The following is a 24,959-nucleotide window of genomic DNA, read 5'->3' as shown; positions in this document are numbered from 1 at the left end:
ATAAAGAGCAAGGGAGAAACACATGCACCACATCTCAATTACAACGATTTCCTCATTCATACCAAAAAACGCGTTTTACACGCTCTTTACAGTTGCAATATGTGCAATAATACTTGCCCCTTCCCCCACTTTTGCCAAAAATATTTCTAAAGAACACAGACAAGACAGAGTCATTGGAACAGATTCTCCAGACATCATTATCAAAGAAGACTCTCCAAGTGGTGATAGAATCATGCAAGTGAAACCGCAAAAACAAAAAGAGAATGATTGTAATAAATACACTAGTGGTCAGTACCCGATCATTATTGAATTAAAACCAGACATCTCAAAATACAAAAAGTAGGTTACTATGCACCTTGCGAGACTATGGAGACCTCTAGGTAAGTCGGAAGATTCTGCACCTACCAACGTTCAGTGCAGACTTTGCAGCCACTTTTGCAATATTGCACCGGATCATACCGGAATCTGTGGTGTACGTAAAAACATAAATGGTAAACTGTTTACTCTTGTGTTCGATAAAGTAGCGGCCGCCAACTTAGATCCTGTTGAGAAAAAACCGCTGTACCACTTTCTTCCCGGAACAAACACGTTCTCGTTCGGCACAGTGGGCTGCAACCTGTCATGTTCATTTTGCCAGAACTATTCGCTCTCAACAACACCCCGGCTAACCGGATGCATTACAGGGCAACTGACCAAGCCTGAACATATTATCGAGCTGGCACTTGAATCTGGTGCAGAGTCTATCGCCTATACATACTCTGAACCAACCATTTTTTTTGAACTCATGGCAGAAACAGCAGCACTTGCCATAAAGCATGGTTTAAAAAATATTATGGTCTCCAACGGATTCCAGTCTCCTGAATGCCTTGCAGAACTAAAAGACCTAATCCATGCCTGCAATATAGACCTGAAGGCCGCATCAGAGTCATTCTACCACACTATTTGTGGAGCACATATCCGCCCCGTACTTCAGAACTTAAAAACCATCCGCAATATGGGATGGTGGCTGGAAGTAACCACACTGGTCATCCCGGAAGAAAACGACAACAAAAAAGAACTCACAACCATTGCCCGTTTTATTAACGATGAGCTCGGCAGTGACACTCCGTGGCACATTTCCCGATTCTATCCAACATATAAAATGCAGAACCACTTTCCAACTCCACTGGAAACGCTAGAACAAGCCGCTGATATTGGCAAAAAAGCTGGATTGCATTATGTATACATAGGAAATGTGCAAGGACACAACGGACGCGATACCCATTGTCCTGAATGTGGTCACACTGTAATACCACGTAAGGGCTACACCGCAGCTAAAGGCGATTATTCAACCTGTCCAACCTGCAAGGCAAAAATTGCAGGCATATGGAGTACTCATGATTCTCGTTAACACCGGAAACGGTAAGGGCAAAACAACAGCATCGGTCGGTCAGGCTATTCGAGCACTGGGGCAGGAGCATACCGTTGCGTTTGGACAATTTATGAAGCGGGATAGTCAGGCCGGTGAGCAGTATATGTTACACAAGCTGCTGGGAAATCTCTTTTTTGCACCAGGTGACGGTTTCCTCACCAAACCTGAACAATTTGCTAAGCATCGGGCAACCTCTGAAAAGCTTATCTGGTGGGCAAAAGAGCGCATCCTTGACGTTGATATGCTTATTCTTGACGAGGTGCTCTATGCCCTTTCTGCCAAGCTTATTACCCGTGAGGAACTGGAAGAAATAATAGCACTGGCAAGAAACAACGACACCCACTTAGTGCTTTCAGGCCGAAATGCTCCCAAATGGCTTATTGATGAGGCAGATCTTGTTACCGAGATGACAGAAATAAAGCACCATTACAAAGCAGGCATTCCGGCACAGAAGGGAATAGAATTTTAACATTAATTTATAAATTTCCTCTTGCCAGCAAGAAAACTTTCCCTTAAACACTTTTTCGCAACGGAGAGTGGCGCAGGTTGGTAGCGCATCTGGTTTGGGACCAGAGGGTCGCAGGTTCGAATCCTGTCTCTCCGACCACGAATTTTAGCTCACGGTGAAAGCCGTGAGCTTTTTTATTTTTTAGTCACAACAAAATTTACGTCTGCGTAATTCTTCACCTCAATTCTCTATAGCCCGTCTACTGTTCCCTAGACAGCCCCCCTTCATTTCCCCTGCAGTTCAATCAAAAACGCTTCCCAAATACAATAATTTGATTTTTTCTCCATTTTTTACTTGCAAGTTGTGTTAGTTTTCCTTAGTACTCTTTCGCGACGGAGAGTGGCGCAGGTTGGTAGCGCATCTGGTTTGGGACCAGAGGGTCGCAGGTTCGAATCCTGTCTCTCCGACCACGAATTTTAAGCTCACGGTGAAAGCCGTGAGCTTTTTTATTTTTTTAGTCACAACAAAATTTACGACTGCGCAATTCTTCACCTCAATTCTCTATAGTCCACGCCCTACTCACAAGACAGACGCTGTCCTTCCTCCTGCGAGGCAATCAAAACTACTTTCTGAATACAGTAATTTGATTTTTTCTTTATTTTTTACTTGCAAGTTGTGTTAGTTTTCCTTAGTACTCTTCCGCGACGGAGAGTGGCGCAGGTTGGTAGCGCATCTGGTTTGGGACCAGAGGGTCGCAGGTTCGAATCCTGTCTCTCCGACCATGATTTTAAAGCTCACAGTATTTACTGTGAGCTTTTTTTGTGTGCTCAAACCATAATCGCAAAATAGATTTTTCCAACAAATAACACTTTCTTTTAGCAAAGATACATCGTATCAACCCCTTTTATTAACAAACTTGTCAAGTTGGAGTTAATACTGTGATTCTTCCTCTTGGATCATTATTCAACGTCGCCTGTATCGTCATCGGGGGTACATGCGGCCTTGCGCTTGGTGGCCGTTTGCCTGAGCGGGTACGGCATATCGTATTTTCCGGTCTTGGTCTGTGCGTTCTTATCATCGGGGTTCAGATGGGGATGCAAAGTAAGAACCTGCTAGTTCTCGTTTTTAGCGTACTTTTAGGTTCCATCACAGGTGAATTGCTCAACTTGGAAAACATGCTGACGCGTGCCGCGGACAAACTTAAAACCCTCGTTAAATCGAATAACTCAAAATTTACTGAAGGCTTTGTTTCGACGTCCGTACTTTTCTGCATTGGCTCCATGGCAATTCTTGGTTCATTTGAAGAGGGGCTCCGCGGCGAGCACACCATATTATTTGCAAAAGCTATCCTTGATGGATTCGCGGCTATGGCTTTTGCCGCCACCTACGGCATTGGCGTCTTATTTTCAGCCATTCCTGTTTTTCTTTATCAGGGGAGTCTCACAGAGTTCGCCACCTACTTGCAACCAATCATGACCGAAAGTATGATGACCGAGCTCACAGCAACCGGTGGTGCCCTAATTATCGGGATAGGCATCAGCCTGCTTGAGCTCCGCACAATTTCACTGACCAATATGCTTCCCGCTCTCCTCTTTGCGCCAATTTTTGCTCATTTCCTAGGATAGCAGAGGCAGCAGGTAGCATTACTCATTAATACGATACGCCAAACTGAACGCTCCCTTTTTACATTGAAATTCAAAACGTTCAGCTTTTTTTACATAAATTTTGTTTTTTCAGCTTTTTTTGCTTGCAAGTCTCTCAGGTTTTCCTTAGTACCTTTTTCGCGACGGAGAGTGGCGCAGGTTGGTAGCGCATCTGGTTTGGGACCAGAGGGTCGCAGGTTCGAATCCTGTCTCTCCGACCATGATTTTAAAGCTCACAGTAAATGCTGTGAGCTTTTTTTATATCACGACTCCGCTTCTCAAGTAGCAGGGGAAAACAAGTCACCATGCGGTACATCACGCAATAGTCAAATCATACCCATTGTAAGCTGACACTCAAAATGAGAATTTTGTACTCTCGAAATGAGAAAAAATTTGTTCGTAAAAAGGAGCCTCAGGTGAAAATCTGAAGCTCCTTTTTTAGTTATGTATATTTGAGTTGGAAACGGCTTAATGACGGCTCCCATGTTGCGTAACTTTCATCTTGTTTTTGAGTTGATAACTGCCCGGTATTTTTCAACTGGGTTATGGCTTCAATTAACAGCCTTACGCCCATTGGGGCGAGTGCTCTACGCCATAGGGATTGAGGGGTATCATCCGCCGCAACGTGACACCAATCTTGAGCTATGATCTCACCTGTATCTGCTCCATCATCCACCTTATATACGGTCCCGCCCGCAATGGAGTCTTTCATTGCTAGCGTCCAGTGAATAGCATCTTTTCCCCGGTGCCGAGGGAGTAATGACGGATGGTATGCTAATACACCATGCTTTGCCTTATCCCTAACAACCCTTGATACAAAACGGTGACAATGAGCTGCTAGAATAACGTCGCAGTCTGGTAAGTCTCCCAACGTTGCAATTAATGGCACATTAAAATCATTAGCGGCTTTCGCAAAACGGTCACCGCATCTTTCGGATGTGACCGCAATAACTTTTACTCCTTCGACCGCGCTGATCCCTTTCAGAACTTCAGCGGCTAGCCAGCCTTGCCCTATAATGATTACTCGCATGGGATATCCCCCATGTAGCGGAAGCCTTGGACAGCCCTGAAGTGCCCGCCGTAACCTGACATGGCCGTTTTCTTCTTCCCTCTTCGATCAGCGCTTTTTGCTAAGCTACGAGCACACCGGGCTTTATTGGCTCCATATAGCTTTGCGCTCACCTGACACCATTTAGGTTGCCTTCTAAGTGCTGCGGCAAGTCCGGGATGCGAGGTATGAAACAAAACAGGCATCGGCCTTTCGTACCTATTCTCACCCCTTCGCCACATATCGCAAACAGCATTTAGGAACCGTAGCCCTACACCCGCGCCCTGCCATTCCGGCATTACTACTAAGCGGCATGCTCTGGCTTCATTTCTTGAGCGGGTGCTTACAGCCAAATGCGCTACGGGCTCCCCGTTCACAAAGCCAACGTAACAGGTAGCAGCAATCATGTGCGGAAGCTTTAAATAATGATGCGGCGCAAAATGCTCCCACCATTCCCAGCCTGTCTGTCTGATTTCCAATTCAATTGGTGGTCGTTGAAGACACCTCCGGCAAAACTTACCTGTTGCCGTATCAAACACCCAGTCGGGTTGCACCCATTCTAGAATGTCATAATGACAAGAGAGCAATACGGCCTTGCCTGATGTTCTGCGCCATGCCTTGGCAAAGGCGTGTGCTCCGACTTTGGCGATTTGGCGGTCTACAACCGAGGAAAATTCATCAATAACGATCCGCTCCGGCTTTTCGCTTACAATTCGTGCAAGCTCCGCTCTGAACTTTTCGCCTGTTGAAAGCACGCGGTATGGGCGAAGCCATGCGGGGACATCTCCTAGCCCTACAGCGGACAATGCCCCTGTCACGGCCTGCCAATCACCCTCCGGTGCGATAACATCAATAATAGGTGCATCGTCTGGCCAAGCCCGCTCTTGATGCATTGTGAATCCGTCCGCGGAAAGCGCGCTTCCGATTGACGACTTGCCGGAACCTGAAGGACCGATGACAAGACCAACTTGCCAGCCATCTTCTTCAATTGGCAGGTCAGCTATTAATGAGAAGCTATTCCCCGCATCAACATTAAATAAGGACTTCACACAGGCAGCGCGGTATGATGAATAATTTGGGCATGAATGAGTAATTTCTATTTTCATGTCCGTACCGCCCTACATTTATAGCCTTGCGCGTGCAGGCGTTCATACATTTTTTTATGCTCTGCTTCTGTTTTGCAGATCACAATGACCCCAAACTGCTCTTTATACCGGGTGTCTTTTGGCCTTCCCGGAGCCTCCGGGGCTAGCTCCGGAAGCTCTGTCTTATTCTCCATGCACTGTCCTTACGGACGGTCACGCCGTTCCTGTTCGGTGCTCGTGTCACTCACATGGTTAATTGCCCCGCAACGTGGACATTTTATTTCAAGGTCTGTTGCTGTGCCTTTCGCTAATAGGCGGTTACAGTTACCGCATCGGATTTCTTTTCTCATTTTGAGTTGCCAAATTGTAAGCCCTTTAGATACAAGGCTCCTTAGTCTGATCAGACAATTGGAGCAGCGGTATATCTTCATGGGTGGCTCCATCCATTCATGAGGCCGTGGTGCGGTGCTGGTACACCGCATCAGTGGGGGCGGTACTTACGCCCTCGCCTGTTCCTTTTCTTTTTCTTCCCTTTCAATTTTCAAAGAACAAAATACTACTCGCCCTCTGGTTTCGGATATTTGGCTTTAACCTCTTGAACGTCAGCAAGCAGCTGGTTCATCTTTTCAGGTCTTGCTGGATCTTCAGCCGCCTCCGTCAATGCTTCCAGCTGTGCCGCCATAGGCCATTTTTCAAGAATAGCTGTTTGGCGTAATTCCTCATAAGTTGGCGGTTCGGGCTCTGGCTCGGGAGGTGGCTCCACGGCAACGGGTTTGCCGTTTTCGTCAGATTGAATGATTTTTCCGTTCTCTTTAGCTGATTGCATCTCTATATGCTGCTCAAGCGTAACAGGCACTGCATCTGCAGGGATAGAACCAACACCTTCAATATAAAAACTCTTTGTTTCTGGAGAAAAATAGCGTTTCATGTTTGTCTCCTAACGTCCAATAGCGAAGTAATATGCTTGAGCAGACCCACTCGTGTTTACTTTGAACGAATACTTGTCATAGGAAAGAACAGCATTAGGGTTTGCACCTGCCCCGTCACCAAGAACAACGGAGAATGGGGGTGCGTTAAAAGCAACGGGAAAAGCAATAACGGAGTTATTTGCAATATCCCCTGTAGGTGCAGTTTGGATAATAAGCCCGTTTGGAAACCGCCATGCTCTATCTGGCACCAACTCCACCCACTCGCTTTTATCCACCTTATTATTAACTTCCCCCCACTCGGAACGGTCAACTTTATTCCCATTAATAGCCGCCACCTGTTGTGCTAATGCCTGAATGTCTACATTAGCGGCATTGATAGGCACATCAAACGCTTTAATGCAGGGCAAAACGTAGGAGGTTTTTGGGCGATTTTCTTCGGCTATTGGAACTTCGCGAGAAGCATCAAAATCAAAACCGTTGAACGGACCAGATGAGCCTTCTGCTTCTTGACCTCGTTGCAAGCCAAGAGCTGTAATTGCGCCCGCCGACGTTCCTTTCGTTGACTGTCCACTTGCTGCCTGTTCCCAGCGCCCTGTGATGTTCCGAATTGCATCTCCATCCCAAGAGCCAGCCTCTTTACCAGCATGTGCCGCCGCAAAATAGCGGGTGTAGCATGGCAAAATGAAGTAGTCCCCACCATCCCAACAGTACTTGCCGCATGTGCCGTCCTGCGCCGTTGCTTCCGCGTCCCATGCAGATTCATCGGTCAAGTACGTGCTGCCCTTCATCCATTCGAACAACTGCGGATACAGGTCACAACGTACTTTTTGCTTTACGTTGACCGGAACTGTACCGGGGAGAGCCGCGCCGTTTGTTGAGAAACACAATTGACCGACAGGAACACCTGCAACTGTTCCCCATGCGAGGCTCCCGTCTTCCTGTTTAAGAAGCACTTGTCCTGTTTCGCCACCGTCAGGAATAGTACCGTGAGGATCGCCTTTATCTTCCATATGCGTTTTCATTTCAGAGTGCGCGTTAGGGTCACCATCATGCTTTGCTAGCTCATCCTTCACGAACGCCTGACTGGCCAATACAACAGCCGGATCGACAATAAGTGATACCGAATCAGCATTACTAAACGTCACAGGAGCCTTAATTACATGCTCCATCTTTGTTGGTTCTTCCGGCGCTGGCTTCCACATGACCGGATGTGTACCAATCGCTAGCAGCACATCACCCGCGTACAAGGCAACCTCTCGGATATACCAGCCACCTGCGTTAATAGGCACATGTGCTTCAAATACAACTTGTTTACCCGCATCAGTATCGCCTTGTTCATTAATGGTGATGGACTGCAATGCGCCCCGCCATACCTCATTAATGAGCGAAGGCGAGCTTGTTGTGTGCTCAGGTACTGAACCATGACCATCACCCAAGGCCATATGAGTTGCCTGTAATTTAGTGCCGCTTTCTTCAGCTTCAACCAATGCGGCAAGCCCGGCTTTTGTAAGAAATAATGACATAATGTTTTATCCAAGACTTGTTGTTGTGATTGTATGCAGGCCACAGCCTGAAGAAATAGTTATATCCAAGACAGCGTCTTTCGGCTTTTCTGGCTCCAAGGTAACAACCGAGCCAAGAAGCAATGTACCTGAAGCGTTCACCGTGCCTTGTGTCACTGTATGCGTTTGCAATGCCGAAAGCTTTGAACGAGCAGGCTTTGTCTCCTGAACTGCCCAAGTAACCAGCGCGTAATCGTTAGCTTCTAGTCCACGCTCTGGTACTGGAATTTGCGTTTTAAACTCTGCCCACTTAGCGGCGTCGTCCTTCCGGCAGTTATAGAAGGTGCATCCATTATACCCGTAGTGCTTCAATATCTGCGGCATGCCTTCGGCCTTACCGCCTTGCCGATGCCAAGCATACGCTTTCACTACCCGCTTTCTATACTGGTCAGTTGATTCCAACGGATGCCGGGATATCCCACGAGTAGCGCCGTGTGTTGGAAGATTCTGTTCCTCACAAGTCAGCGGGTTGAGCTGATCCCGAAGCCAGAAAATATCTTCACGGATATCGTCAAAAACCAGTGCAACACCTTTCGCGATGACTGAAATAGGACCCGGTGAATGGATAAGCGCCCACCCAAGCACATCCTTAAAGTATTTCCAGAAGATACTTTTCAAGCTGCTAGCTTTCCGACGCGGCTGTTGCCGTTAGGGTTATGCTGGATAATACAGCAAGTCCGTCTTGCATAACGGGAAAGTCTGCCGCCCCACTCCAAGTAATTTGTTTAATGCCCGGCACCGCCATAATGGCAGCAACTAATCTATCTTTCGTCAGGTCTTCCCCGATTTGTAACGGCGTAATTCCAACGACAGCGGTCGGGTCAGTAAACAATGCCCGGACACGTTCTTCTGCCTTGAGCTTAATTTCTTCTAATTGGGTATCAGGGTAGCACTGAAGCGTAGCGCTAAGTGCCACGGCTACGGATTGTGGTGCGCGCACTTCCCAGTCATCATTTACAGGATAGTTTTCATTAATGGCTTGGCGTACAGCTTCAAGCAGCTCATTTGTGGGAATTCCGGCTGTACCTTTTATGATAACGTCCACGGTACCTTGCCCACGTGGGTGTTGATCAAGCACGCGGCAGGCAACTACCCCCGTTACAGGCATTACCCAACTTTCATAGGCGTGCTTTGTAACGCCGTTGTTACCAAGCCATGCAAGAGGAATACGCGGTGTAAGCTTATGATCGGCTTCGGTGTCCGCGCCTTCCTGCGTAAGCCAATCCGCCTTAACTGTGATTTTCGTGATGCCGGAAACAGGCGTCACAAGCTCAAGGTACTGTCCTGCTGTCAGGTTGCTTGCGCTGCCGTACTCTTCGGCTTCGACCGGAACCATCACGTTGCTTACACCGTCCGGAAGAACCATGTCTTTTGTGGTCACATAGCGGTACACTTGCCCTTTGCCGTCCGGCTTTGTCCGCAATATACGGCCTTTTGGAATAACGGTATTGCCCTGATCACCTTCCCGGCCAAACTCAATATTACCTCTAGCTTTAGTGGCCTGTTTACGTGGTTGCTCCACCTGATCCGCATGAAGGTCTAGCCACTCCGCATCAGCATGCTTTGCAAAACCTTGCCGAAATGTTGCTTCCAATAACTGGTAAAGCTGATAGATGCCCCATGCGAACAATTCAATAAGGCCACGCACCACGCCTTTATTCAGGTTAAGTCTTCGTGGCAGCCACCCCTTGGCCTGATACTCGTCCTGCACTTCCTCAATGCGGGCAAAGAGCATCTGGCGGCAGTCATCAAGCGATTTTGAAAGACGTGGTATTGGCATTTGGTTTTGCATCGGCAAGTACCTGCTTCATTTTTCCGGTTTCGTTGACAGTAAACGTAAGGTTGTATTCATGGTCTTGATCGATAAAACACCATACGGCCTCAGCAGTAATGCCTGCTTCGTCCCAAGCCACCACGCTGCACCGCTCGGAACCGACCACCACACGCGGGTCTGTACGAATGGTGCGCTGCACTTCCAATGCAAACGCTAACCTGCTAGAAGAACTTGACTCTTCTTTTATCCAGTCCGGCACAAGAGAGCCGAACTCTTTGTGATAAAACAGGGTGCCAAGGTATGTGCGTAACGCAAGCCAGATATCCTGAATGCCAGTTTCAACGCCATTGGTCAGAACCAGCGTTCCATCTGCTGCCACCTTGGCCTGCAAGGTATCGTCTAAAGCTATGTCTTGGGCGAAAATACTCGACACAAAAAACTCCATAAAAATCATTATGAGCAAAATAAACAGGGCATTCCAAAAAGACATCTTGGCAACCTGCTGCAACTTTTCAAGGATTGCTGTGGCAGAGCACGTGTATCGTCCTATATACGATGAACACTTCGCTTCCCAAAAACAAACTATCGATCAGGTGGTAACTGAACTCTGCGAAGATAAACTTTTTTTTAACCTTAATGACCTTGAGCAACGTGGTCTGATCGAATTTATAGATTTTGATAAGAATCAGATCGCTACACTCGGTTATTCTTGCCCATTACCTAAAATTCAAATCACCTCTAAAGGTCTCGACCACCTTCAAGCTGAACAGCCTATTAACAAAATTAAAAATCTATTTTTTCCACCGAGAAGGTTTGCAGACGTCCTGTGGGGCGTCATCATAGGGGCTTTGGGTACCTTGTTAGGGCAATACCTTATTAACTATTTCAAACTAGCCCCTAAATAATCGCTATATAGATCCACCACTCCGACTCCCAGCGTGGCAGTTGCCACTAATATCTGTGTCGCCTGCTACGCTGAGGGAAGAACACTGCACGTGCCCTAAAACTGTTAGGCTGCCTTCTTGTTCAGTGTGAGCTTTGACGGTAGTAGTGCCTACCCCGCCGCCTGCGCCTGTTGCCTGCACGTTACCCTCTTGGACAATCTTCGGTGCTTTGATTGTCCATGTGCCGCCTATGGTTTCATCCTTATCGCCGCCAATCTCTGTTCTGGAGCTGGCGGGTGTTACCTCAATCAAATTATTTTCAGCATCTATTTTAATATATGTTGTTGGGTCTGCCTGAATGACAAACTCGCCTACGCCACAGTTGGGAGCGCCGTTACCTTGCCAGCGGAAATTGCTGATGCGAGGGTAGTTAGGGTCTCCGTCGTAGTAACTCAGGTCACACAGTGTTCCCACCATTGGCGGGCAAACAACGCCTCTATCTTTTCCACCCCACAAAATAGGAATTTCAACCTTTGCAACGATCGGCTCAGTTGTGTCTTCTGACTCATCATTCTTTAGCGGCTGCACGTCAGCCCAATAACGCCCGTCGCTAGCGTAAGTTTGTACGACTTTCGCTTTGCGTGTCATGCGGTAGTAGGCTCTTAGATTAGGCATTGTTAATTCGACAACGCGTTTAATAAGCTGTAGTAGTTGGTTGTTTTTCATAATTACATTTCTGTTTTACACCTTAGGAGAATACATGCTTCTTAATAAAAAACTGATAAACATTAATACGCCAATGAAATTTGGTACCACCACAGGCGTGGCTCAAGGCAACTGCGAACTTATTTTTGAAGCCACCGCGATAGATAAATCTAGTTATGAACAGTTAACAATTAATGATTGTTATGACTTCGATCATCACGGCTCTATTCTGCAAGCGACTATTCAGACAAAAAATAGCGAAGATCTTAGTATTAAGTTTCGTTGTAGCTCAAAACCGTCCTAGCCTTGTTCGGCTTAACGCTGTGCGTTACCCGTAACGCTCTGAAGGTTCCTGCAATCCCTTTGCAGGAATCTTTTAGTGTAAATCGCATTCCCGCCCGCATAGTCGGCAGCAGGAAGGTCTCAACCTCGCTACGCCCGCTTACCGTCTGTGACGGGGTATGCCGAATAAGCCCCGCGCCTGTTGCGATAACTGGCGTCGTATCCTGCCAATGGTCGCATGGGGCAAAATTGACAAGTTTTGCTTCATCCACCCATAAGGCGTGATCTGCCATTTTCCGGCCATGCCCCTGCTGCAAGGTATTTGAAAGCTGCTGCATGGCCTGCCAGAGCGGAACAGTTGCCAACGTCATACGCGGAATAATCTCCTGAGGCACATCCACAACGCCCACTGTCAGACCGCTTGCTTCCAAAATACGTTTGGCAATGGCTGATGCGGGCTCGTCCACCCACATTTCGCGAATAGTCTTTTGCACTAACGGCAGCTCAACGCCTGCTGCATAGATTATGAGCTGATCGCGCTTGTTGCCTTGGCCTTGCTTCCAACCGTCAACAGCGCCCGCCCATTTATGCGGCTTTTGATTACGATAACCCACCTCAATAGAAACTTCCTGAAACTGAGACAAACTAGACAAAGTATTTTCCGCTGCACCAAAAACATGGTTGGGCACATGAATTTCCGCACGGCTCAATACGGTATGGCGGTCATAGGTAATGATGCAACGCGGCGCACGATTGAAAAGGTAGCTTCCAATCTGGATTGATAGCTCTATGCCGTAAATCCTAGACATCAGCGGCCACCTAAGATGTGATCAGACAACCCCGGATCAGCGCTTGATGTTGCCTCCGGTGCGGTGCCAGACGCAGAACGCTTTTCAGCAAGTTGAATAGGCGGGTTGTGTTCTACGAACCGCAGGCTCACAGTAATAGAATCTGACTGATCATTTTCAGAGCTGTTAAGGCCATCAAAGACAACCTCGTCAATGTTCCTTGCCGCAAGATGCGCATTTACTGTGCGATACACCATAGGATTACCGCCGGAATCATGCCCCTGATAAAGGCGAGTGAGAGAGGCTAGTTTATCGTAACAGCTAGACTTTTCGTCTGTCAGAAGTTCCAGCGTAACGGACACAGCCGCGTCTTCCCAACCCATCGGCACCTTAGCTTTACCGGAGCGCCCGTCTTGCTCTGCCTCATCAAACCTAACTTTCCCATCTACGGAAAGACGAGAGAGAACGCCCGGAACAAGTGTATTTCCTAACCGTAGCTCCCCGTGCTCAAATGAAATGTAACCGTCCATTAACAAGCTCCCTGTGGCGTCTGACCGTCAAACTCCGCCACGAGCTGCTGAAGAGCAGATACAAAGTCCTGCGCGTTGCTCACGTCAGGCAAAGTCACAGTAAGATTTTGAATAACAACGTTCCCTGACGCCCGCTCGGACTTACGCTCACTATTCTCAGCCCTTATGTTGGCGCGGGGCTCCCCTTGTGGCTCTAGAGGTGGTGCTAAAAGCTCAACTTTCTCCCCTAGCTCAACTTGTTTTGGTGGACTTGGAAATTCTGGAACAATGTTCGGCTGTGGCTCGGGAATGGCAATGCCCGACAATGCTTTTGCTGCCGTTGCGTGAAGGCCGGGGGCGGCCTTACCTACCCCTTCGCCAATAGTATCCATAACTTTCTGCCCGTTAAGGGTAAGAGCTGAAAGCGGACCTTCTTTAGCGTCTGAAAACGGCAGCAGGTTACGGACACGTGCCAGTCCAGCTTTTACGGCCTCGAAAGGCGCTGTCGCCATGGACTTGATCCCGTCCACTAAACTGCCAAAAATCCTTTTGCCAGCCTCAAACAATGAAATGTCACCCCGCAGGAAATCAAAGATGTGCCCTACTGAAGAAACGAGCACTCGGAGGGGCGTAAACATAAGCTTCAGGCCATCAATAAAGCTTGTAAGCAGCTTCCGACCAGAATCTGAAAGGTCAATATTGAATAGTCCTAAGACAGCTTCAACAACGCCCGCTATACCATCCATATGGAATGCCCCGGCAATACGGTTCCATGCGTATTCCACCTCGTCAGCAAAAGCCGCCACTGGTTCCCATAACGAAGCAAAGAAATCTTTAATTTCTCCCCAATAGGACATAATGACTATTGCGCCAGCGATCACGGCGGCCGCAGCAAGCGCTATCGGGTTAGCAAGAATCGCTAAGTTCATAGCGCTCACTGCCGCAGTGGCTGCCCAAGAAACAGCAGAAAACAACGTAACCGCAAGCGTAACAGCTGCAACCCCACCAATAAGCGCAAGAATTGCCTTACCTATAGGGTGTGAGGCCATTGCATTCAGCCATCCGACAACCACTGTCACGGCATCAACTAAAATCTTAAGCGCTGGCGTGAATACACTACCAACTGAAATAGAAAGCCCCTCCACGCCGGAGTCCAAAATAGTAAGGGAGCCCTTCAGGTTATCAAGCTGCTTTGCCGCCATAGCTGAGGCTGTGCCTGTGCTGTTATTCAAGGTGTCATGGTACTCCCGTAATGAGTCTACCCCCTGCCCCAACAGCGCGGTTACAGAGCCAACGGCCTCTTCACCAAAAATTGTTTTAAGAATCTCGGCTTGCTCTGCTGTCCCTTTGCCCTGCATTGCGCCTTCAAGGCTGCCCATAATGTCTAAAAATGGGAGCATATTTCCCTGAGCATCACGGGTAGCAATGCCTAGACTTTCTAATTGTTTTGCTGCGCCACCAGTAGGAGCTGAAAGGCGGTTAAACATAATTTTAGTGGCGGTACCTGCAACAGCGGCGTTAATGTTGGCGTCGGCAAGCTTGCCCGTAATGGCTGCAAGCAACGCAAAATCGCCGCCTACGCCTGCTACAACAGCACCCGCATTCTGCAAGGCCATGCCCAACCCATCTACGTCAGTCGCACTGGTGGTTGAAGCAGCCGCAATAATATCTGCAACTTCTGCTGCTTGTGAGGCTTTCATATGAAAAGAGTTAAGCGCACCAGACGTAACGCCAGCTGCGTTAGCAAGACTGGTCTGCGCTGCCGCCGCCAGATCAAGCAAACCCGGCATAGAGCCTACAACCTGATTTGCTGTAAAACCTTTCTTTGCAAGTTCCGTCTGCGCCCCGGCTACCTGTGCGGCACTAAAGGCGGTGCTTGCGCCAAGGTCTAAGGCGGATTGCTTCATCACATTCATATCAGCAGCGCTTGCGTTACTGATTGCACCAAGACCGGACAACGCGGCCTCAAATTCCATTGCAACGCCTACAGCGGGCGCAAAGGCTCCAAGTACAATCCCCGCTGCCATCGCTAGCGGGAGTAACTTTTTAGTAAGGCCGCCCATCATGTTTGATAGGCGGCCTCCTTCAGCGTCTGTAGAGCGAAATGACTGGCGAATCCTGTTCAGAGGACCCGAAAGGTTGTCGAGCAAACTAAATGTTGCAAAAACTTCGAAGACTTCCATAGAGGTACTTGCCTCCAAAAAAGGATTAATGTTGTATGTTAGGTTTCAGCTGACGCTTTAAGAACTTTGGAGAAAACCGCCGCTTGCTGCTGCATGAAACGTTCTTCCATCACCATCGCTCTGGCGACTTCCTCTCCGAAGTCGTCCATATCTTCGGAAGGCTCAATGCGGAGCCAGTAGCGGACTAAATCGGCATAAACCAGAACAGCGTTGTTTTTCACCGCCGTTCTGGTTTTTTCTAGTTTCCCGGCTCAACCACTCCTGAACCGCATTTTTTGAAGACAGTATCCACGAAGCTCAGCGCAAGCACTGGTTCGTTTTTAATGATGTCTTTCATCTGCTCAACATCATCCGGGTGCGCAATTTGCGTAATTACCTTACACATTACATCAAACTGTTTTGCCTTGGAGGTCTTGGCAATGGTCGTCAGTTCTTTTCTGCCCGGACGACGAAACCGCAAGGTGTATTTACGTTCGTTTCCATCAAAATCTTCATAATCAGCAGTGAAGGGAGAATATTTTACGTCTTTTTTTACTTCTGTAGCTTCTGGCATGAGTCGATTCCTTACTTAGTTTCGTAATCCGGCTTGCCATCACGTTCGATCATAAGTGCCGTGCCGGAGAGTTTTACGGTTGCTTCTTCATCACCCTGCTTTGCGGATTCATCCAGCTCATCAACCATGATCTGCTTGATTACCACTTCGTGCTTTGTCGCGCCTTCCGGCTCAAAGGTTAAAGCAACATCAAACGGGGTGCTGTAGATTCCTTTTGTCAGAGATTTTGCCAAATCCTGATATTCACTCACAAGCAAAGTCATGCTTGTGGTTGCCTCATAGTTGCCACGAGTAGCGCCGATGCTGGTTACTCCTTTACCGTACACCCGCTTTTTCTTTTGGCTGGACTTCCAGTTGATATCCGTGATCCCGATGAACACACCGTGAGGACCTGTAACGGTGACGCTTTCCCAGTCGTGTGTTTTCCCATTAATTGTAACAGCCGATTCTTCCATATATCACCTACCCTTGTAAGCGTGGGTCAAACTTGCTACCCGCATAAATATATGAGGAGTACAAGTTGATAGTGTCGATAATTGGGATGCCAATGAGCTTGGTTTCAACAGCGACACCGTTGTTTACGAAATCCTGACCAGGCGGAATTTCTATGGCGTAGCCAGCAAGCTCTTTCGGTTTGGCCTTAACCATTGTATCCAGCGCGTTTTCAAGATTTGATCGCAGATACGCAAGGCCGCTTGCATCGGCACCCTGCACTGGGTCACCAAGCTCGTCCTTCAGAGCTTTAAGTGCCTGCAGGCGCATCAGGCGAATTGCCTTGAATGTGGTGCGGATAACTTCCAGTCGCTGATAGTCGCTTGTAGTATCCGCCATAGTGCGGGCAGTACCCCAGTAGGTTCCACGAAGGCCAGCATAGCGGGTCAGGGTAATATACCCGGCGTCTTCCAAGACAAGCTGCATGGAATCTGTATATTCATCTGGAACAGTAATTCCTGTAATGGCCTGATCACGCACACGCCCGATATCGCGCTGTACTGGAATACTCAAAATACGGCCTGTAAGAAGGCCGCCTGCGTTACGTACTTTACGTTGGCCTGTTCGATCGGCAATTTCCCCATAAGCACAACACACGCTCACAAAACGATGAGCAAAGGTTGCTCGCTCTTCTTTGAGTGCCGTTACCCAGTCGTTTAAGTCTTCCCCTGCTGCGGGCAGGCGGGACTCACAAACAAAATACGTCGGACGGTGCTTATTCCACAGGTCATCGGCCAGAGCGCCAAGGGATGCCCACGCCACAGAGTCAGAGCCACCAACGACATACACAAACTCAGGGTCTACAACCTCAAGCGGCTTCTTAAGAGCTGCGATAACGGCTGGCACGGTCGGAACTGGTGCAAGCAAGTTGCAGGAATAAGTAGTGCCTGCTTTAAATTCTTCGTCCCCTGAGCTTGGGCAAACAATGGTCACACCTGTATCTGCCGCAACGATGCGACCATCAACAGGGATAGTGCGATAGCCGCTAAAGTTATCGCCACCGTCAACGCTAAGTTGATACTGGCCAACATTACGACCGCCGGATTTAACGACTTGCAGCACGAGCTGCGCTCCTACGACAACGGTACCCTCAACCGTAACTTTTGCGCCGCTGCCAACTTGCTCAACCGTTCCAATGGCACCACGAACAGTGTAGGTATACGTATCGCCCGCAACGAGATCACCCCCTTCAAACACCAGTGTTGTGCCTGAACCTCCGATCGTCACTTGCCCGTTAGCTGCGACCGCAGATGCAGAACTAAAGATAGCTCCGTTATCTGTACTAATCTTTGCTGTAGCTGTTCCCAGCGCACCACCGTTAACGATCTCGACCACAACGTCAGCATTGGCGGCTGGAATGCCGGAAACAGAAGCACTAACGCCTGTACCAATATGCTTTACCTGAGTGATCGTACCGGAAGGATTACCCGCAACAGGCACGGCAAGCACCGTAGCGTCCTGCCCTGCCGCAGCAAAAATATCTTGCAAGCGGTCAACAAGGGGACCTGTACCAAGCAATTTTGCAAGGTCGCTGCGCTTCCCAAGGTAATAAGTTTTTCCCACTTCTCCCTTGCTACACACACCAACAACAAGTGCTTTGCCTGAAACATCACCCGGGGCAATGCCACTGACACCGTCAATAATGTGTTCAAATACGTCTTTACGTCCCATTATTGACCTCCAAGGCCGAGCGCTCTGTTCTGAAAGCGTGCGTAGGCTGCGCTAAACTCGGCCTCTGTAACGGCCTTGTCTTCTGTCCAGCCTTCAGAACGTACCAAGCCCGCAAGCTCCCATGCTTCCAGTTTTTGGGTTGCGGCAAGCTCGTGTACTGCAACCTGTGGCGCGTTCTCTGTTTTTTTCTTAACCACGATTGTTCTCCTGTCTGCTTACATTTGGTGCCACATCCTTCATCCAAGGGTGTGCTACCTCTTTGGTAAGGAGGCTTGTAAAAGTTATGTGGTATGCCTTTGACCAAGTTTTCAAAACTTCCACCATTTCGGAACTAAACCCGCCCCATTCAGCCTGATCCACCTTGCAGGTGACGACGTTGCCTTGCTGATCAGGGCAGGCTTTAGGAAGGGCTAATAGAAATTGCTTACCCATTTCATCCAGTGAATCCTTATCATCGGTCATGATAGAAACCGTTGCGGCCTGCTCCGCACGATAGATAGCGGCCTTAACCTTTCGATTTTTCTCATCACCGCTTACAGCTATCTTCTTGCCTATGCGGGTATGCTTTTCTTTTAACCAGGTAACATCGATACGAGGTAAAGGGAGCGCCAAGTCGGAAGGGTCTTCCGGGTTAATAAGAACCGTTGAAAGTCCCGCTACAGAGGCGGCTTGCTCTATCTGTGACTGGTAGAAATTTCTCATTTTGATTGTCCCACAGCGGTCAGCATGTATTCTTTAATCAAGTGCGCTGCCTCTTCTTTGTCCTCGTCGCTGATCCCTAAAAACTCGCGCTTTGGCATTGTCACCTTGTCCACCTGTACAAACTGGCCGTTAGGTAGCTTGAGCTTAAGCTTTCCCTTTTTGCCTTTGATTTCCCCGCCTAACTGGTGAATTGCGGCATACACTTTATTTGAGCCGACACTGATGCCCTTTGAACTTGCCACGTAGCCTATGGAGTTCTTCAGCTCACTCGTTTTAGTGAGTGTTACACCGCCCATCTCTTTGGCGCGCATGGAAGGCTCCCAACTCGAACCGTCCGGTGCCTGCTGATCTTCAAAACGCTGCTGCGTATTGCTGACCAGCATTTCGCCTATATCCATTGCAAGCTGCCTTTGCTGCTGCTCTCCAGTTATTCCTCTGTCGGCCCAGTCCAGCACCTTGCCCATGTCCATTTTGAAAGAGGCACCAGCCATACTTACCAACCCGTAAAATCAAAACGGCTTTTACGGCTTACAACCGCCATTCCAGTGGAACTTTCCACCACGGCCTCACTAGGCTGTGACAACTTCAATTTTCCTGATCGAATTGCTGCCAAGTCTATCCGTGCCTGCTTGTAGAGGTCTTGCAACACAAGAAGCTTGTTGTCGTTTCCGCCCTCTTTTTTGACTGCGGTGATACCGCCAACAGCCTCATACGCCGCCATGACAACCGCCATCTGCTTAATAGTTTCTGGCACTTCTTGGAGCGGTAGCTCATGGTGCTGACGTAGCCCGTCATCAATTACACGGCTCACGCTTTCAATCTTTCGTCCAACGATTCCCGGCGTAACTTTGTCTGCCGCATCAAGGTAGCCCTTCGGGATAACGTCGTATAAGTCCACTAATTCGCAGTATGACATCACGGTTACTCGCGTTTTGAACTAGTTTTAAACTAGTGTTTATACACTGCCGCGCCCAACGCTTCGGCAGGCGTAGTTTTGCCTGCCGAAAAGCGATATGGGCTTTACTTCAGAACTGTTGCTTTACAGGTAGCTTCAGGAGCGACGGCAGGAAGGGGTTTAGATTCGCCGATAAGAGTGTATTTGCTTGGGTCTGCCACCTTGTGTGGCTTAATGAACATCGGCATGGCTTGAAGGTTGGCGTCCAAATCATCAATCGGACCATAGAACAACGCGGTATTACCTGTTGCCACCATACGGATTTCTTTTGGTGGAAGCTTAGGCTTTACGGTCTTGTTCTCTGGGTCTGGATAAGTTTCCGCCATCTTCTTGATTTTGTGCCCACCGATATTAATAGTCCCGTCATCCATAATCCTGACCGGAATCTTCGGCTTGTCAGTGGCGTCAATGAGAACGAGTAATGTTGCATAGGCAATTGAGCCAGCGAAGGTAACCTTTTCACCACCGTGGCCAGCGTCATCAAGCTTAGTGCTTATGGCTTCGAGCGTTTTATAAACGCCCATTAAGCTTGCGTTGGCATCATCCCACTTATCAACAGTGGCAACCGAATGCTCCAGCACATCCCCGTATGTCACTGTATACGTCGCGTAGCTATTGTTGGATTCAAGAAGCGGGTAGCTGATTTTGCCGTTAAATACAGCTTGGGAGCAAAGGACAGCGGCTGTAAGCCTTGCGGTCTGTCGTAATGCAAGCTGCTTACGGTTTGCCCACTGTTCCAATGTGGTAGAAGTAGCCATTTTCAGGTTGTTTAGAGTAACCGCGTCAATATCGTCATGAATACGTACCGGGAGCGGCTCAACGTAGGTGTTCATCGTATTGTCAGCACGCAACGGAATAGAGGCCGCGCCGCGATGCACAACAGGAACCGCACCTACTATCTGCTTAATATCTGACACCGGGATAACCGGAGATTCGACAGTTTGACGAACTGCCGGAGGAAAAAGCGTATCCATGACCACGTCTTTGATGACAGGCGCGTTCTGGAATCGCTTGGCGATCTTCGCCGCTGTGAAATATGGTTTCAAATCAAACATGATGCCTCGCTTTACATTGCGTAGATGTGACGCTCTTCGAGTTTTTCAAAGACCGCATCATCAGGTTTTGCGCCGCCTGTGACAGTTACCAAATCTCGGCGAACACCACCGAAAACGCATAGTGTCACGCTGGGATCTTCCGCGGCGGCGTCCTTAGTTGACACCCCCTTCACCACGGTCAAAGTGCCCGCAGGGTCAAAACCTACGGCTTCGCCCGTATCCATTGCGGCAACACAGCCATGGGGAATTTCAACCCCTGCTTTTTTCGGATACGTGCGCACAATATGCGGACCACTACCAGTAATTACAGTTTCTACAGTGTACGAATGCTGTACTGATGCATTATGGTCTCCCATAACAGCCTCCTAAAACTTTCCGGCAAGACCACTTAGGTCTACGGTTTCGCCACCCTGTTGTGGGTTTGTGTCTGCTGCAGAGAACTCAAACAAGCCGTGCTCTTTGCGGCCTTCAATCCATGACCAGAAATGATCAGCCAACGGCTTTTTACCTTCGCCTGCGCTAAAACTGATTTCCTCACCGCCTTCCAAAGCCTTGGCGAACTCAGCTACCTGCTCTTTTTCTGCGGGCAGCACTTTGCCTTCGGTGATCAACTTTTCAACTTTGGCGGTACGGGATGCAGTAGCCTGTTCTTCAGCAGTCTTTGCAAGCTTCCCTTCTGCCTCCTCACGAGCTTTACTTTCCTTTTCCCGTGCGGATTCAGCCGCCGTTTTTGCGTCCTGTTCCGTTTTGAGCTTTGCTTTCAGGTCAGCAATTTCTTTATCTTTTACGTCCATAGTTGCCTGTTCCTCAGTTTGAAAATTTGCAAACATGAGCGCCCCGTCTTCACCTTCTGAAAGCTGAATGCCACCAAGGCCATCTATTGCCGGGGGCGCTGCCCCAAGCAGGCCGACGTGCTTAAGCTTCCAAGGCTCTCCCTCTTTAGGAGGAAAAACAGAAATGCTCTTACTCAAGTAACGACCACTATCTACTTCTTTTCGCAGGTCGTCCGGAATCTGTGCGTATTGTGCAAATAAAATTTCACCGTCCCTTTTGAGTGCTACGACGTGCCCAAAAGCGGGGTCTTCCACTTTGGGATGCCCCTTAACGATCGGCGGTGTGTACTTGTCCGGGGCAAAAGAATTCACCAGCTCATCAAGCTTTGATTCGGTGATAGTTACCTGCTTGCCTGACATAGCGGTAAACGTGCCTGTACGTGCAATTTTGTCCCATGTTTTCATGGTATTCTCCTTGTAAAATGGAGCGTTGACTTGTGTGTATGGAGGGGGTATCTTTAATGTAGATAAAAAAAGACGGTGTACCCTGAACCTCGCTCGGACGGGGGTAACAAGAAGGGTGCTGTCTGGCTCTGAGGTCCGGGCTATCAGGGCATGAAGACAAGCGCGTTAGCACTAGCTGCAAACGCGCTTTTTTTATGGATTAAGGTTCACGGTACAACAAAACACCTTGGCGCTGTTTTTCCAAATACTTGAGCATGCCTTTTTCGTTACCAAGCTTAGGCGTAAAGGTAGTAGCTCCCACCCACTTGCGACCATTGACCAAGTTAAACACACCAAAGCCGCCTATCCTGCCATTTTCGCCAGTGAACACCCGAAGCGTCCGCAGTACATGTACGGGCTTCCCTGTCAACTCAGACGGCACCTGCCAAACTTCAAATGGATTCTTGATGGTTCTGGCCAAAAGCCTAAGGTGTTGTTCTCGACCTGATTTTTTAACCTTCCAAAGCCCAGTTTTCTTATCGATAAACAAGCTCTTGCTGATAACTACCGGGTGCCCTGAAGGTAATGTGTGCAAGGTAGAAGCTTTTACACTGGGCAGTCCAAATTCACTAAGAAAAGCCTTTACATACTGTTCAGATGAAAGCCCCTCGGGAAGCAGATCAGCGGCAGTTACGGGTAGGATATGCCGCTCCTCAAGCTCCGCCAGCGGAGGCGTACAGCCTGCGCCCTTTTGATGCCCGGCAAACGCTATGGAAGCCCGGCAAACTGCACCATGTGTTTTAGAGACAAGCTGCGTCTCATCGGGCAACTCAGACGGCGTAAGCCCCGAATGCCAATTTTTGCCAACATTCGCCGCAAAACCTGCATCCGGTTTTGGGCGTACTGGCGGCAACGGCTCTCCTGTTGCAGGGTGTTTTGCATGAACAATACCCGGCATATCCTTTTCTGCCTTCAACCCGCGCTTGCGCATCTGAAAATCAGAAAGGCTTTGCACAGAGCAGCGGCAGCCAAACCCGTTAGGCGGGAAAAAAGAATCCCAAAATTCATGATCGTGCGGATACACCTTTCCGTGTAATGCCAGATGATCAAGACGGGTCTGCTGGTCACCCACCGCAACATATCGCCAGTACGGGCGGCTTTTCGTTGTCCGCTTCATCTGTGTATAACGGCCTGCCATGTAGGCACTCTGAATATTGGTGCGATAAATATTCGCTAATTGCCACGGGCGAAGCTCGGCATTTTTAGCTATCTCAACAATACGCTTTTTGAAATCTTCGAAAGTTTCGCCGTCCTTTATGGCTCTACCTATTGCGTCCTGCATTGCGGCAACCTGATCCACTCGGGCAAGACTGCTGACAGCAAAAGCGCGAGACCGAGCTGACTCATTCAACGCCTTATATTCGCTGGCAGAAACCGGAACCTTATCTTTCCAGTACGCAATAGCTACTTCCGGCGGCAGCGCTACAGGCTTAATCATTTGTTTCACCTGCTGCGTACTGACCGAACATTGCTACGCCGCTTAAGACATTTGTCATAAACTCGGTTTGTTCATCTTCTGTCATGCCCTGCGGAGCGTACTCCTCCAACAAGAGCTGCATATCTTCCCAAGACTCAGCCTTTTCAACGGCCTGCTGTACAGCCGCCATAAATTTCTCATTTTGGCTGACGGCTTCGGGCAAAACTTCCTCTAAAAATGCGTCAATCTGTTGTTGATAGGCGTCTGGTTCTGCTGGCTGATCCGCGTCAGGCTTTGCGGCGAAACTCTCACTACCCGAATGTTTCTTTGGTTCGTCCTTCGACTCCTCGCCCTCCAGCTCAAACTCATCCTCGGCAAGAGAATATGTCTGAACGAAATGAGGCTTCTTAAATTTTACCCCGACGCCTTTTAACCCCTTATCAAGTTCAATCTGTGCCTTGTAATCTTTCGGCTCTACGTAGCCAAACACAGGGCTAAAGGTTGAGCGGCTTCTTCGGCCTTCGGTTTGAGGCATGTTCACCTTGGTATATGTCCAAGCAATATTGTTCATTGCCGTAACAACAAGCTGCATATCCGCCGCGCCGTACCCTTCCAGCACGTTATAATGGGTCTGCGCCGCCGCGTTGGAATGCCCGCTGCCCATATCGCTGGTGAGTGTCTGGCCTTTGATTACCTTATTAATGGCCTTATCCCAGTACTGAACATAACTGCTATGGGCTTCCCCTTTGCCGGAGAACTGTAACGCCTCCACTTTTGCGCCACCCGGAACTACTGCCACGGCGTCCTGCACCATCGAGGCTAAGTCCGCCGCCATGGCGTTCATCTCGGCACGGGTTGCATTAGCTTTTGCGGTTCCAAGCATCCAAGGCTGCCCAAACTTTTCACAGAATCGAGTCCAGAACTCTATGCCCCCACGCTTAAATGCAACTGGCCAAAGGCACCTAGAAAGCAAGCGCAACCCATATGGGTTCTTATACGTTGGGAAATGCCGAACCAGCACAAACTTATATGGGTGCACAGGCTGTGGGTTAGAAAAATATTCACCACGGAACATGAGCTTGTTTTCGTCATTGAAGACAAACCATTCAACTGGCTTCGGCTCGGCCTGTACTAATTTCAAACGCCCGCCGTCTGGCGCAAAGGTAAGCTCAATGGGAGTCATTCCGTAATATGGAGCGTCTAGAATTCCACTTATAAGCACGTCCATGTCGATATCTTCAAGGTCACGAATAAGTGCGTCGCATAGCCCCTTTGCTTCCGGTTCCGGCTCATCACCGGCAGGAGCACCGGGAACAAACTGATAATGCCGTTTATTCAAAGTCATAAGCTTACGGCCTTGCACGGCCTGAGTAACTTCATCGTCTGCTAATAAGTCATCCAAAACCGCTACACCGTCACCGCGCTTTCGTAGAACTGGGTCAGGATCAGGAAGCTGGCCAAGCGCCATTGCAGGAGAAAAACCACCTGCTGATTGGCGTGAGGCTAATTCTGTTGTGAGCAACTCGCGTTCTTCACTTTGCGAAAACTCTATAAACTCGCCCGTAGATGTATATAGTCCGTTCATA

Annotated in this window: 31 protein-coding genes and 4 tRNA genes; 10 read left to right on the top strand and 25 right to left on the bottom strand. The window is 48.8% G+C overall.

Features of this window, described 5'->3' with window-relative positions:
* Positions 1-22: 22 nt before the first annotated feature.
* The 8 genes from F461_RS0113035 (at position 23) to F461_RS0113000 (ending at position 3,723) form a co-directional block, all read left to right on the top strand.
* Complete coding sequence (locus F461_RS0113035) at positions 23-343, top strand: hypothetical protein (protein WP_020001601.1); 321 nt, start codon at positions 23-25, stop codon at positions 341-343.
* A 6-nt stretch (positions 344-349) separates the two neighbouring features.
* Positions 350-1,390 carry an AmmeMemoRadiSam system radical SAM enzyme gene (gene amrS, locus F461_RS0113030; protein ID WP_020001600.1) on the top strand — a complete coding sequence of 347 codons (1,041 nt, stop codon included), beginning with the start codon at positions 350-352 and terminating at the stop codon, positions 1,388-1,390.
* Positions 1,377-1,880, top strand: a complete 504-nt coding sequence (locus F461_RS0113025; RefSeq protein ID WP_020001599.1) for a cob(I)yrinic acid a,c-diamide adenosyltransferase — start codon at positions 1,377-1,379, stop codon at positions 1,878-1,880. Before amrS ends, F461_RS0113025 begins: the two co-directional genes overlap by 14 nt.
* A 61-nt stretch (positions 1,881-1,941) precedes the next feature.
* A tRNA-Pro gene (locus tag F461_RS0113020) sits at positions 1,942-2,018 on the top strand.
* A 234-nt stretch (positions 2,019-2,252) separates the two neighbouring features.
* Positions 2,253-2,329: transfer RNA gene (locus tag F461_RS0113015), tRNA-Pro, on the top strand.
* A 235-nt stretch (positions 2,330-2,564) separates the two neighbouring features.
* Positions 2,565-2,641 (top strand) — tRNA-Pro (locus F461_RS0113010).
* Between the two features lie 156 nt (positions 2,642-2,797).
* Positions 2,798-3,484: a DUF554 domain-containing protein gene (locus F461_RS0113005; RefSeq protein ID WP_020001598.1), complete on the top strand. Its 687-nt coding sequence runs from the start codon at positions 2,798-2,800 to the stop codon at positions 3,482-3,484.
* A gap of 162 nt (positions 3,485-3,646) precedes the next feature.
* Positions 3,647-3,723 (top strand) — tRNA-Pro (locus F461_RS0113000).
* A gap of 221 nt (positions 3,724-3,944) precedes the next feature.
* Here the strand turns inward: F461_RS0113000 and F461_RS0112995 are convergent.
* The 8 genes from F461_RS0112995 to F461_RS0112955 form a co-directional block, all read right to left on the bottom strand.
* Positions 3,945-4,532, bottom strand: coding sequence for a formyltransferase family protein (locus tag F461_RS0112995; protein ID WP_020001597.1), 588 nt, complete (start codon positions 4,530-4,532; stop codon positions 3,945-3,947).
* A complete protein-coding gene (locus F461_RS0112990) occupies positions 4,523-5,656 on the bottom strand; it encodes a GNAT family N-acetyltransferase (protein WP_020001596.1) in 1,134 nt (377 codons plus the stop codon). Before F461_RS0112990 ends, F461_RS0112995 begins: the two co-directional genes overlap by 10 nt.
* A gap of 182 nt (positions 5,657-5,838) precedes the next feature.
* Complete coding sequence (locus tag F461_RS19095; RefSeq protein ID WP_073020954.1) at positions 5,839-5,985, bottom strand: Com family DNA-binding transcriptional regulator; 147 nt, start codon at positions 5,983-5,985, stop codon at positions 5,839-5,841.
* A gap of 206 nt (positions 5,986-6,191) precedes the next feature.
* Positions 6,192-6,563, bottom strand: a complete 372-nt coding sequence (locus F461_RS17900; protein WP_020001594.1) for a hypothetical protein — start codon at positions 6,561-6,563, stop codon at positions 6,192-6,194.
* Positions 6,564-6,572: 9 nt separating this feature from the next.
* Positions 6,573-8,087: a phage tail protein gene (locus F461_RS19535; RefSeq protein WP_020001593.1), complete on the bottom strand. Its 1,515-nt coding sequence runs from the start codon at positions 8,085-8,087 to the stop codon at positions 6,573-6,575.
* A 6-nt stretch (positions 8,088-8,093) separates the two neighbouring features.
* Positions 8,094-8,744, bottom strand: a complete 651-nt coding sequence (locus F461_RS0112965; protein ID WP_020001592.1) for a phage tail protein — start codon at positions 8,742-8,744, stop codon at positions 8,094-8,096.
* A gap of 4 nt (positions 8,745-8,748) precedes the next feature.
* Complete coding sequence (locus F461_RS0112960; protein ID WP_020001591.1) at positions 8,749-9,906, bottom strand: baseplate J/gp47 family protein; 1,158 nt, start codon at positions 9,904-9,906, stop codon at positions 8,749-8,751.
* The gene (locus F461_RS0112955) at positions 9,875-10,333 is read right to left on the bottom strand and encodes a baseplate assembly protein (protein WP_034606467.1); all 459 of its coding nucleotides are present in this window, start codon (positions 10,331-10,333) and stop codon (positions 9,875-9,877) included. The genes F461_RS0112960 and F461_RS0112955 overlap by 32 nt, the downstream gene beginning before the upstream one ends.
* 103 nt (positions 10,334-10,436) lie before the next feature.
* On the opposite strand from F461_RS0112955, the gene F461_RS0112950 reads away from it, so the two are divergent.
* Positions 10,437-10,805 carry a hypothetical protein gene (locus F461_RS0112950; protein ID WP_235633748.1) on the top strand — a complete coding sequence of 123 codons (369 nt, stop codon included), beginning with the start codon at positions 10,437-10,439 and terminating at the stop codon, positions 10,803-10,805.
* Between the two features lie 3 nt (positions 10,806-10,808).
* On the opposite strand, the gene F461_RS0112945 is transcribed toward F461_RS0112950, so the two are convergent.
* The gene (locus F461_RS0112945; RefSeq protein WP_020001588.1) at positions 10,809-11,510 is read right to left on the bottom strand and encodes a hypothetical protein; all 702 of its coding nucleotides are present in this window, start codon (positions 11,508-11,510) and stop codon (positions 10,809-10,811) included.
* A 34-nt stretch (positions 11,511-11,544) separates the two neighbouring features.
* Between F461_RS0112945 and F461_RS0112940 the strand changes: the two genes are divergently transcribed.
* Entirely contained in the window at positions 11,545-11,793 is a 249-nt protein-coding gene (locus F461_RS0112940) for a hypothetical protein (protein ID WP_020001587.1), read from the top strand.
* Here F461_RS0112940 and F461_RS0112935 read toward each other — a convergent pair.
* The 16 genes from F461_RS0112935 to F461_RS0112860 form a co-directional block, all read right to left on the bottom strand.
* Positions 11,762-12,580: a hypothetical protein gene (locus F461_RS0112935; RefSeq protein WP_020001586.1), complete on the bottom strand. Its 819-nt coding sequence runs from the start codon at positions 12,578-12,580 to the stop codon at positions 11,762-11,764. The two genes, F461_RS0112940 and F461_RS0112935, sit on opposite strands and share 32 nt — an antisense overlap.
* Positions 12,580-13,089: a baseplate complex protein gene (locus F461_RS0112930; protein ID WP_020001585.1), complete on the bottom strand. Its 510-nt coding sequence runs from the start codon at positions 13,087-13,089 to the stop codon at positions 12,580-12,582. The genes F461_RS0112935 and F461_RS0112930 overlap by 1 nt, the downstream gene beginning before the upstream one ends.
* A complete protein-coding gene (locus tag F461_RS0112925; protein WP_020001584.1) occupies positions 13,089-15,251 on the bottom strand; it encodes a phage tail tape measure protein in 2,163 nt (720 codons plus the stop codon). The genes F461_RS0112930 and F461_RS0112925 overlap by 1 nt, the downstream gene beginning before the upstream one ends.
* Before the next feature lie 38 nt (positions 15,252-15,289).
* Positions 15,290-15,472 carry a hypothetical protein gene (locus F461_RS0112920; protein WP_020001583.1) on the bottom strand — a complete coding sequence of 61 codons (183 nt, stop codon included), beginning with the start codon at positions 15,470-15,472 and terminating at the stop codon, positions 15,290-15,292.
* Positions 15,473-15,489: 17 nt separating this feature from the next.
* Positions 15,490-15,804, bottom strand: coding sequence for a hypothetical protein (locus F461_RS0112915; RefSeq protein WP_020001582.1), 315 nt, complete (start codon positions 15,802-15,804; stop codon positions 15,490-15,492).
* A gap of 11 nt (positions 15,805-15,815) precedes the next feature.
* Entirely contained in the window at positions 15,816-16,259 is a 444-nt protein-coding gene (locus tag F461_RS0112910) for a hypothetical protein (protein ID WP_020001581.1), read from the bottom strand.
* A gap of 7 nt (positions 16,260-16,266) precedes the next feature.
* Positions 16,267-17,967, bottom strand: a complete 1,701-nt coding sequence (locus tag F461_RS0112905) for a DUF2586 domain-containing protein (RefSeq protein WP_020001580.1) — start codon at positions 17,965-17,967, stop codon at positions 16,267-16,269.
* Positions 17,967-18,164 carry a hypothetical protein gene (locus F461_RS0112900; RefSeq protein ID WP_020001579.1) on the bottom strand — a complete coding sequence of 66 codons (198 nt, stop codon included), beginning with the start codon at positions 18,162-18,164 and terminating at the stop codon, positions 17,967-17,969. The genes F461_RS0112905 and F461_RS0112900 overlap by 1 nt, the downstream gene beginning before the upstream one ends.
* Positions 18,157-18,669, bottom strand: a complete 513-nt coding sequence (locus F461_RS0112895) for a hypothetical protein (RefSeq protein ID WP_020001578.1) — start codon at positions 18,667-18,669, stop codon at positions 18,157-18,159. Before F461_RS0112895 ends, F461_RS0112900 begins: the two co-directional genes overlap by 8 nt.
* Positions 18,666-19,160, bottom strand: a complete 495-nt coding sequence (locus tag F461_RS0112890; protein WP_020001577.1) for a phage virion morphogenesis protein — start codon at positions 19,158-19,160, stop codon at positions 18,666-18,668. Before F461_RS0112890 ends, F461_RS0112895 begins: the two co-directional genes overlap by 4 nt.
* A gap of 2 nt (positions 19,161-19,162) precedes the next feature.
* Positions 19,163-19,585: a phage protein Gp36 family protein gene (locus tag F461_RS0112885; protein ID WP_020001576.1), complete on the bottom strand. Its 423-nt coding sequence runs from the start codon at positions 19,583-19,585 to the stop codon at positions 19,163-19,165.
* Between the two features lie 104 nt (positions 19,586-19,689).
* Positions 19,690-20,679 (bottom strand): major capsid protein, encoded by a 990-nt coding sequence (locus F461_RS0112880; protein WP_020001575.1) that lies wholly within the window; start codon positions 20,677-20,679, stop codon positions 19,690-19,692.
* A gap of 11 nt (positions 20,680-20,690) precedes the next feature.
* The gene (locus tag F461_RS0112875; protein WP_020001574.1) at positions 20,691-21,035 is read right to left on the bottom strand and encodes a hypothetical protein; all 345 of its coding nucleotides are present in this window, start codon (positions 21,033-21,035) and stop codon (positions 20,691-20,693) included.
* A 9-nt stretch (positions 21,036-21,044) separates the two neighbouring features.
* Positions 21,045-21,917, bottom strand: coding sequence for a cell envelope integrity TolA family protein (locus F461_RS0112870; RefSeq protein ID WP_020001573.1), 873 nt, complete (start codon positions 21,915-21,917; stop codon positions 21,045-21,047).
* A 199-nt stretch (positions 21,918-22,116) separates the two neighbouring features.
* A complete protein-coding gene (locus tag F461_RS0112865; RefSeq protein WP_020001572.1) occupies positions 22,117-23,394 on the bottom strand; it encodes a PBECR2 nuclease fold domain-containing protein in 1,278 nt (425 codons plus the stop codon).
* Positions 23,387-24,958: a phage portal protein family protein gene (locus F461_RS0112860; RefSeq protein ID WP_020001571.1), complete on the bottom strand. Its 1,572-nt coding sequence runs from the start codon at positions 24,956-24,958 to the stop codon at positions 23,387-23,389. The genes F461_RS0112865 and F461_RS0112860 overlap by 8 nt, the downstream gene beginning before the upstream one ends.
* Position 24,959 lies beyond the last annotated feature (1 nt).

The sequence above is a fragment of the Halodesulfovibrio aestuarii DSM 17919 = ATCC 29578 genome, assembly GCF_000384815.1.
In the GTDB taxonomy this organism is placed as follows: domain Bacteria; phylum Desulfobacterota; class Desulfovibrionia; order Desulfovibrionales; family Desulfovibrionaceae; genus Halodesulfovibrio; species Halodesulfovibrio aestuarii.
This window is presented reverse-complemented; position numbering and strand designations above follow the sequence as displayed.

Bases quoted from the DNA above. Each gene is read 5' to 3' on its own strand.
- F461_RS17900 (WP_020001594.1), bottom strand. From the start codon at position 6,563: ATGAAACGCTATTTTTCTCCAGAAACAAAGAGTTTTTATATTGAAGGT.
- amrS (WP_020001600.1), top strand. From the start codon at position 350: ATGCACCTTGCGAGACTATGGAGACCTCTAGGTAAGTCGGAAGATTCT.
- F461_RS0112940 (WP_020001587.1), top strand. From the start codon at position 11,545: ATGCTTCTTAATAAAAAACTGATAAACATTAATACGCCAATGAAATTT.
- F461_RS19535 (WP_020001593.1), bottom strand. From the start codon at position 8,087: ATGTCATTATTTCTTACAAAAGCCGGGCTTGCCGCATTGGTTGAAGCT.
- F461_RS0113025 (WP_020001599.1), top strand. From the start codon at position 1,377: ATGATTCTCGTTAACACCGGAAACGGTAAGGGCAAAACAACAGCATCG.
- F461_RS0112895 (WP_020001578.1), bottom strand. From the start codon at position 18,669: ATGAGAAATTTCTACCAGTCACAGATAGAGCAAGCCGCCTCTGTAGCG.
- F461_RS19095 (WP_073020954.1), bottom strand. From the start codon at position 5,985: ATGAGAAAAGAAATCCGATGCGGTAACTGTAACCGCCTATTAGCGAAA.
- F461_RS0112890 (WP_020001577.1), bottom strand. From the start codon at position 19,160: ATGGCTGGTGCCTCTTTCAAAATGGACATGGGCAAGGTGCTGGACTGG.
- F461_RS0112865 (WP_020001572.1), bottom strand. From the start codon at position 23,394: ATGATTAAGCCTGTAGCGCTGCCGCCGGAAGTAGCTATTGCGTACTGG.
- F461_RS0112905 (WP_020001580.1), bottom strand. From the start codon at position 17,967: ATGGGACGTAAAGACGTATTTGAACACATTATTGACGGTGTCAGTGGC.
- F461_RS0112945 (WP_020001588.1), bottom strand. From the start codon at position 11,510: ATGAAAAACAACCAACTACTACAGCTTATTAAACGCGTTGTCGAATTA.
- F461_RS0112935 (WP_020001586.1), bottom strand. From the start codon at position 12,580: ATGTCTAGGATTTACGGCATAGAGCTATCAATCCAGATTGGAAGCTAC.
- F461_RS0112885 (WP_020001576.1), bottom strand. From the start codon at position 19,585: ATGTCATACTGCGAATTAGTGGACTTATACGACGTTATCCCGAAGGGC.
- F461_RS0112960 (WP_020001591.1), bottom strand. From the start codon at position 9,906: ATGCCAATACCACGTCTTTCAAAATCGCTTGATGACTGCCGCCAGATG.
- F461_RS0112990 (WP_020001596.1), bottom strand. From the start codon at position 5,656: ATGAAAATAGAAATTACTCATTCATGCCCAAATTATTCATCATACCGC.
- F461_RS0112915 (WP_020001582.1), bottom strand. From the start codon at position 15,804: ATGCCAGAAGCTACAGAAGTAAAAAAAGACGTAAAATATTCTCCCTTC.
- F461_RS0112910 (WP_020001581.1), bottom strand. From the start codon at position 16,259: ATGGAAGAATCGGCTGTTACAATTAATGGGAAAACACACGACTGGGAA.
- F461_RS0112925 (WP_020001584.1), bottom strand. From the start codon at position 15,251: ATGGAAGTCTTCGAAGTTTTTGCAACATTTAGTTTGCTCGACAACCTT.
- F461_RS0112880 (WP_020001575.1), bottom strand. From the start codon at position 20,679: ATGTTTGATTTGAAACCATATTTCACAGCGGCGAAGATCGCCAAGCGA.
- F461_RS0112875 (WP_020001574.1), bottom strand. From the start codon at position 21,035: ATGGGAGACCATAATGCATCAGTACAGCATTCGTACACTGTAGAAACT.
- F461_RS0112860 (WP_020001571.1), bottom strand. From the start codon at position 24,958: ATGAACGGACTATATACATCTACGGGCGAGTTTATAGAGTTTTCGCAA.
- F461_RS0113035 (WP_020001601.1), top strand. From the start codon at position 23: ATGCACCACATCTCAATTACAACGATTTCCTCATTCATACCAAAAAAC.
- F461_RS0112930 (WP_020001585.1), bottom strand. From the start codon at position 13,089: ATGGACGGTTACATTTCATTTGAGCACGGGGAGCTACGGTTAGGAAAT.
- F461_RS0112995 (WP_020001597.1), bottom strand. From the start codon at position 4,532: ATGCGAGTAATCATTATAGGGCAAGGCTGGCTAGCCGCTGAAGTTCTG.
- F461_RS0112870 (WP_020001573.1), bottom strand. From the start codon at position 21,917: ATGAAAACATGGGACAAAATTGCACGTACAGGCACGTTTACCGCTATG.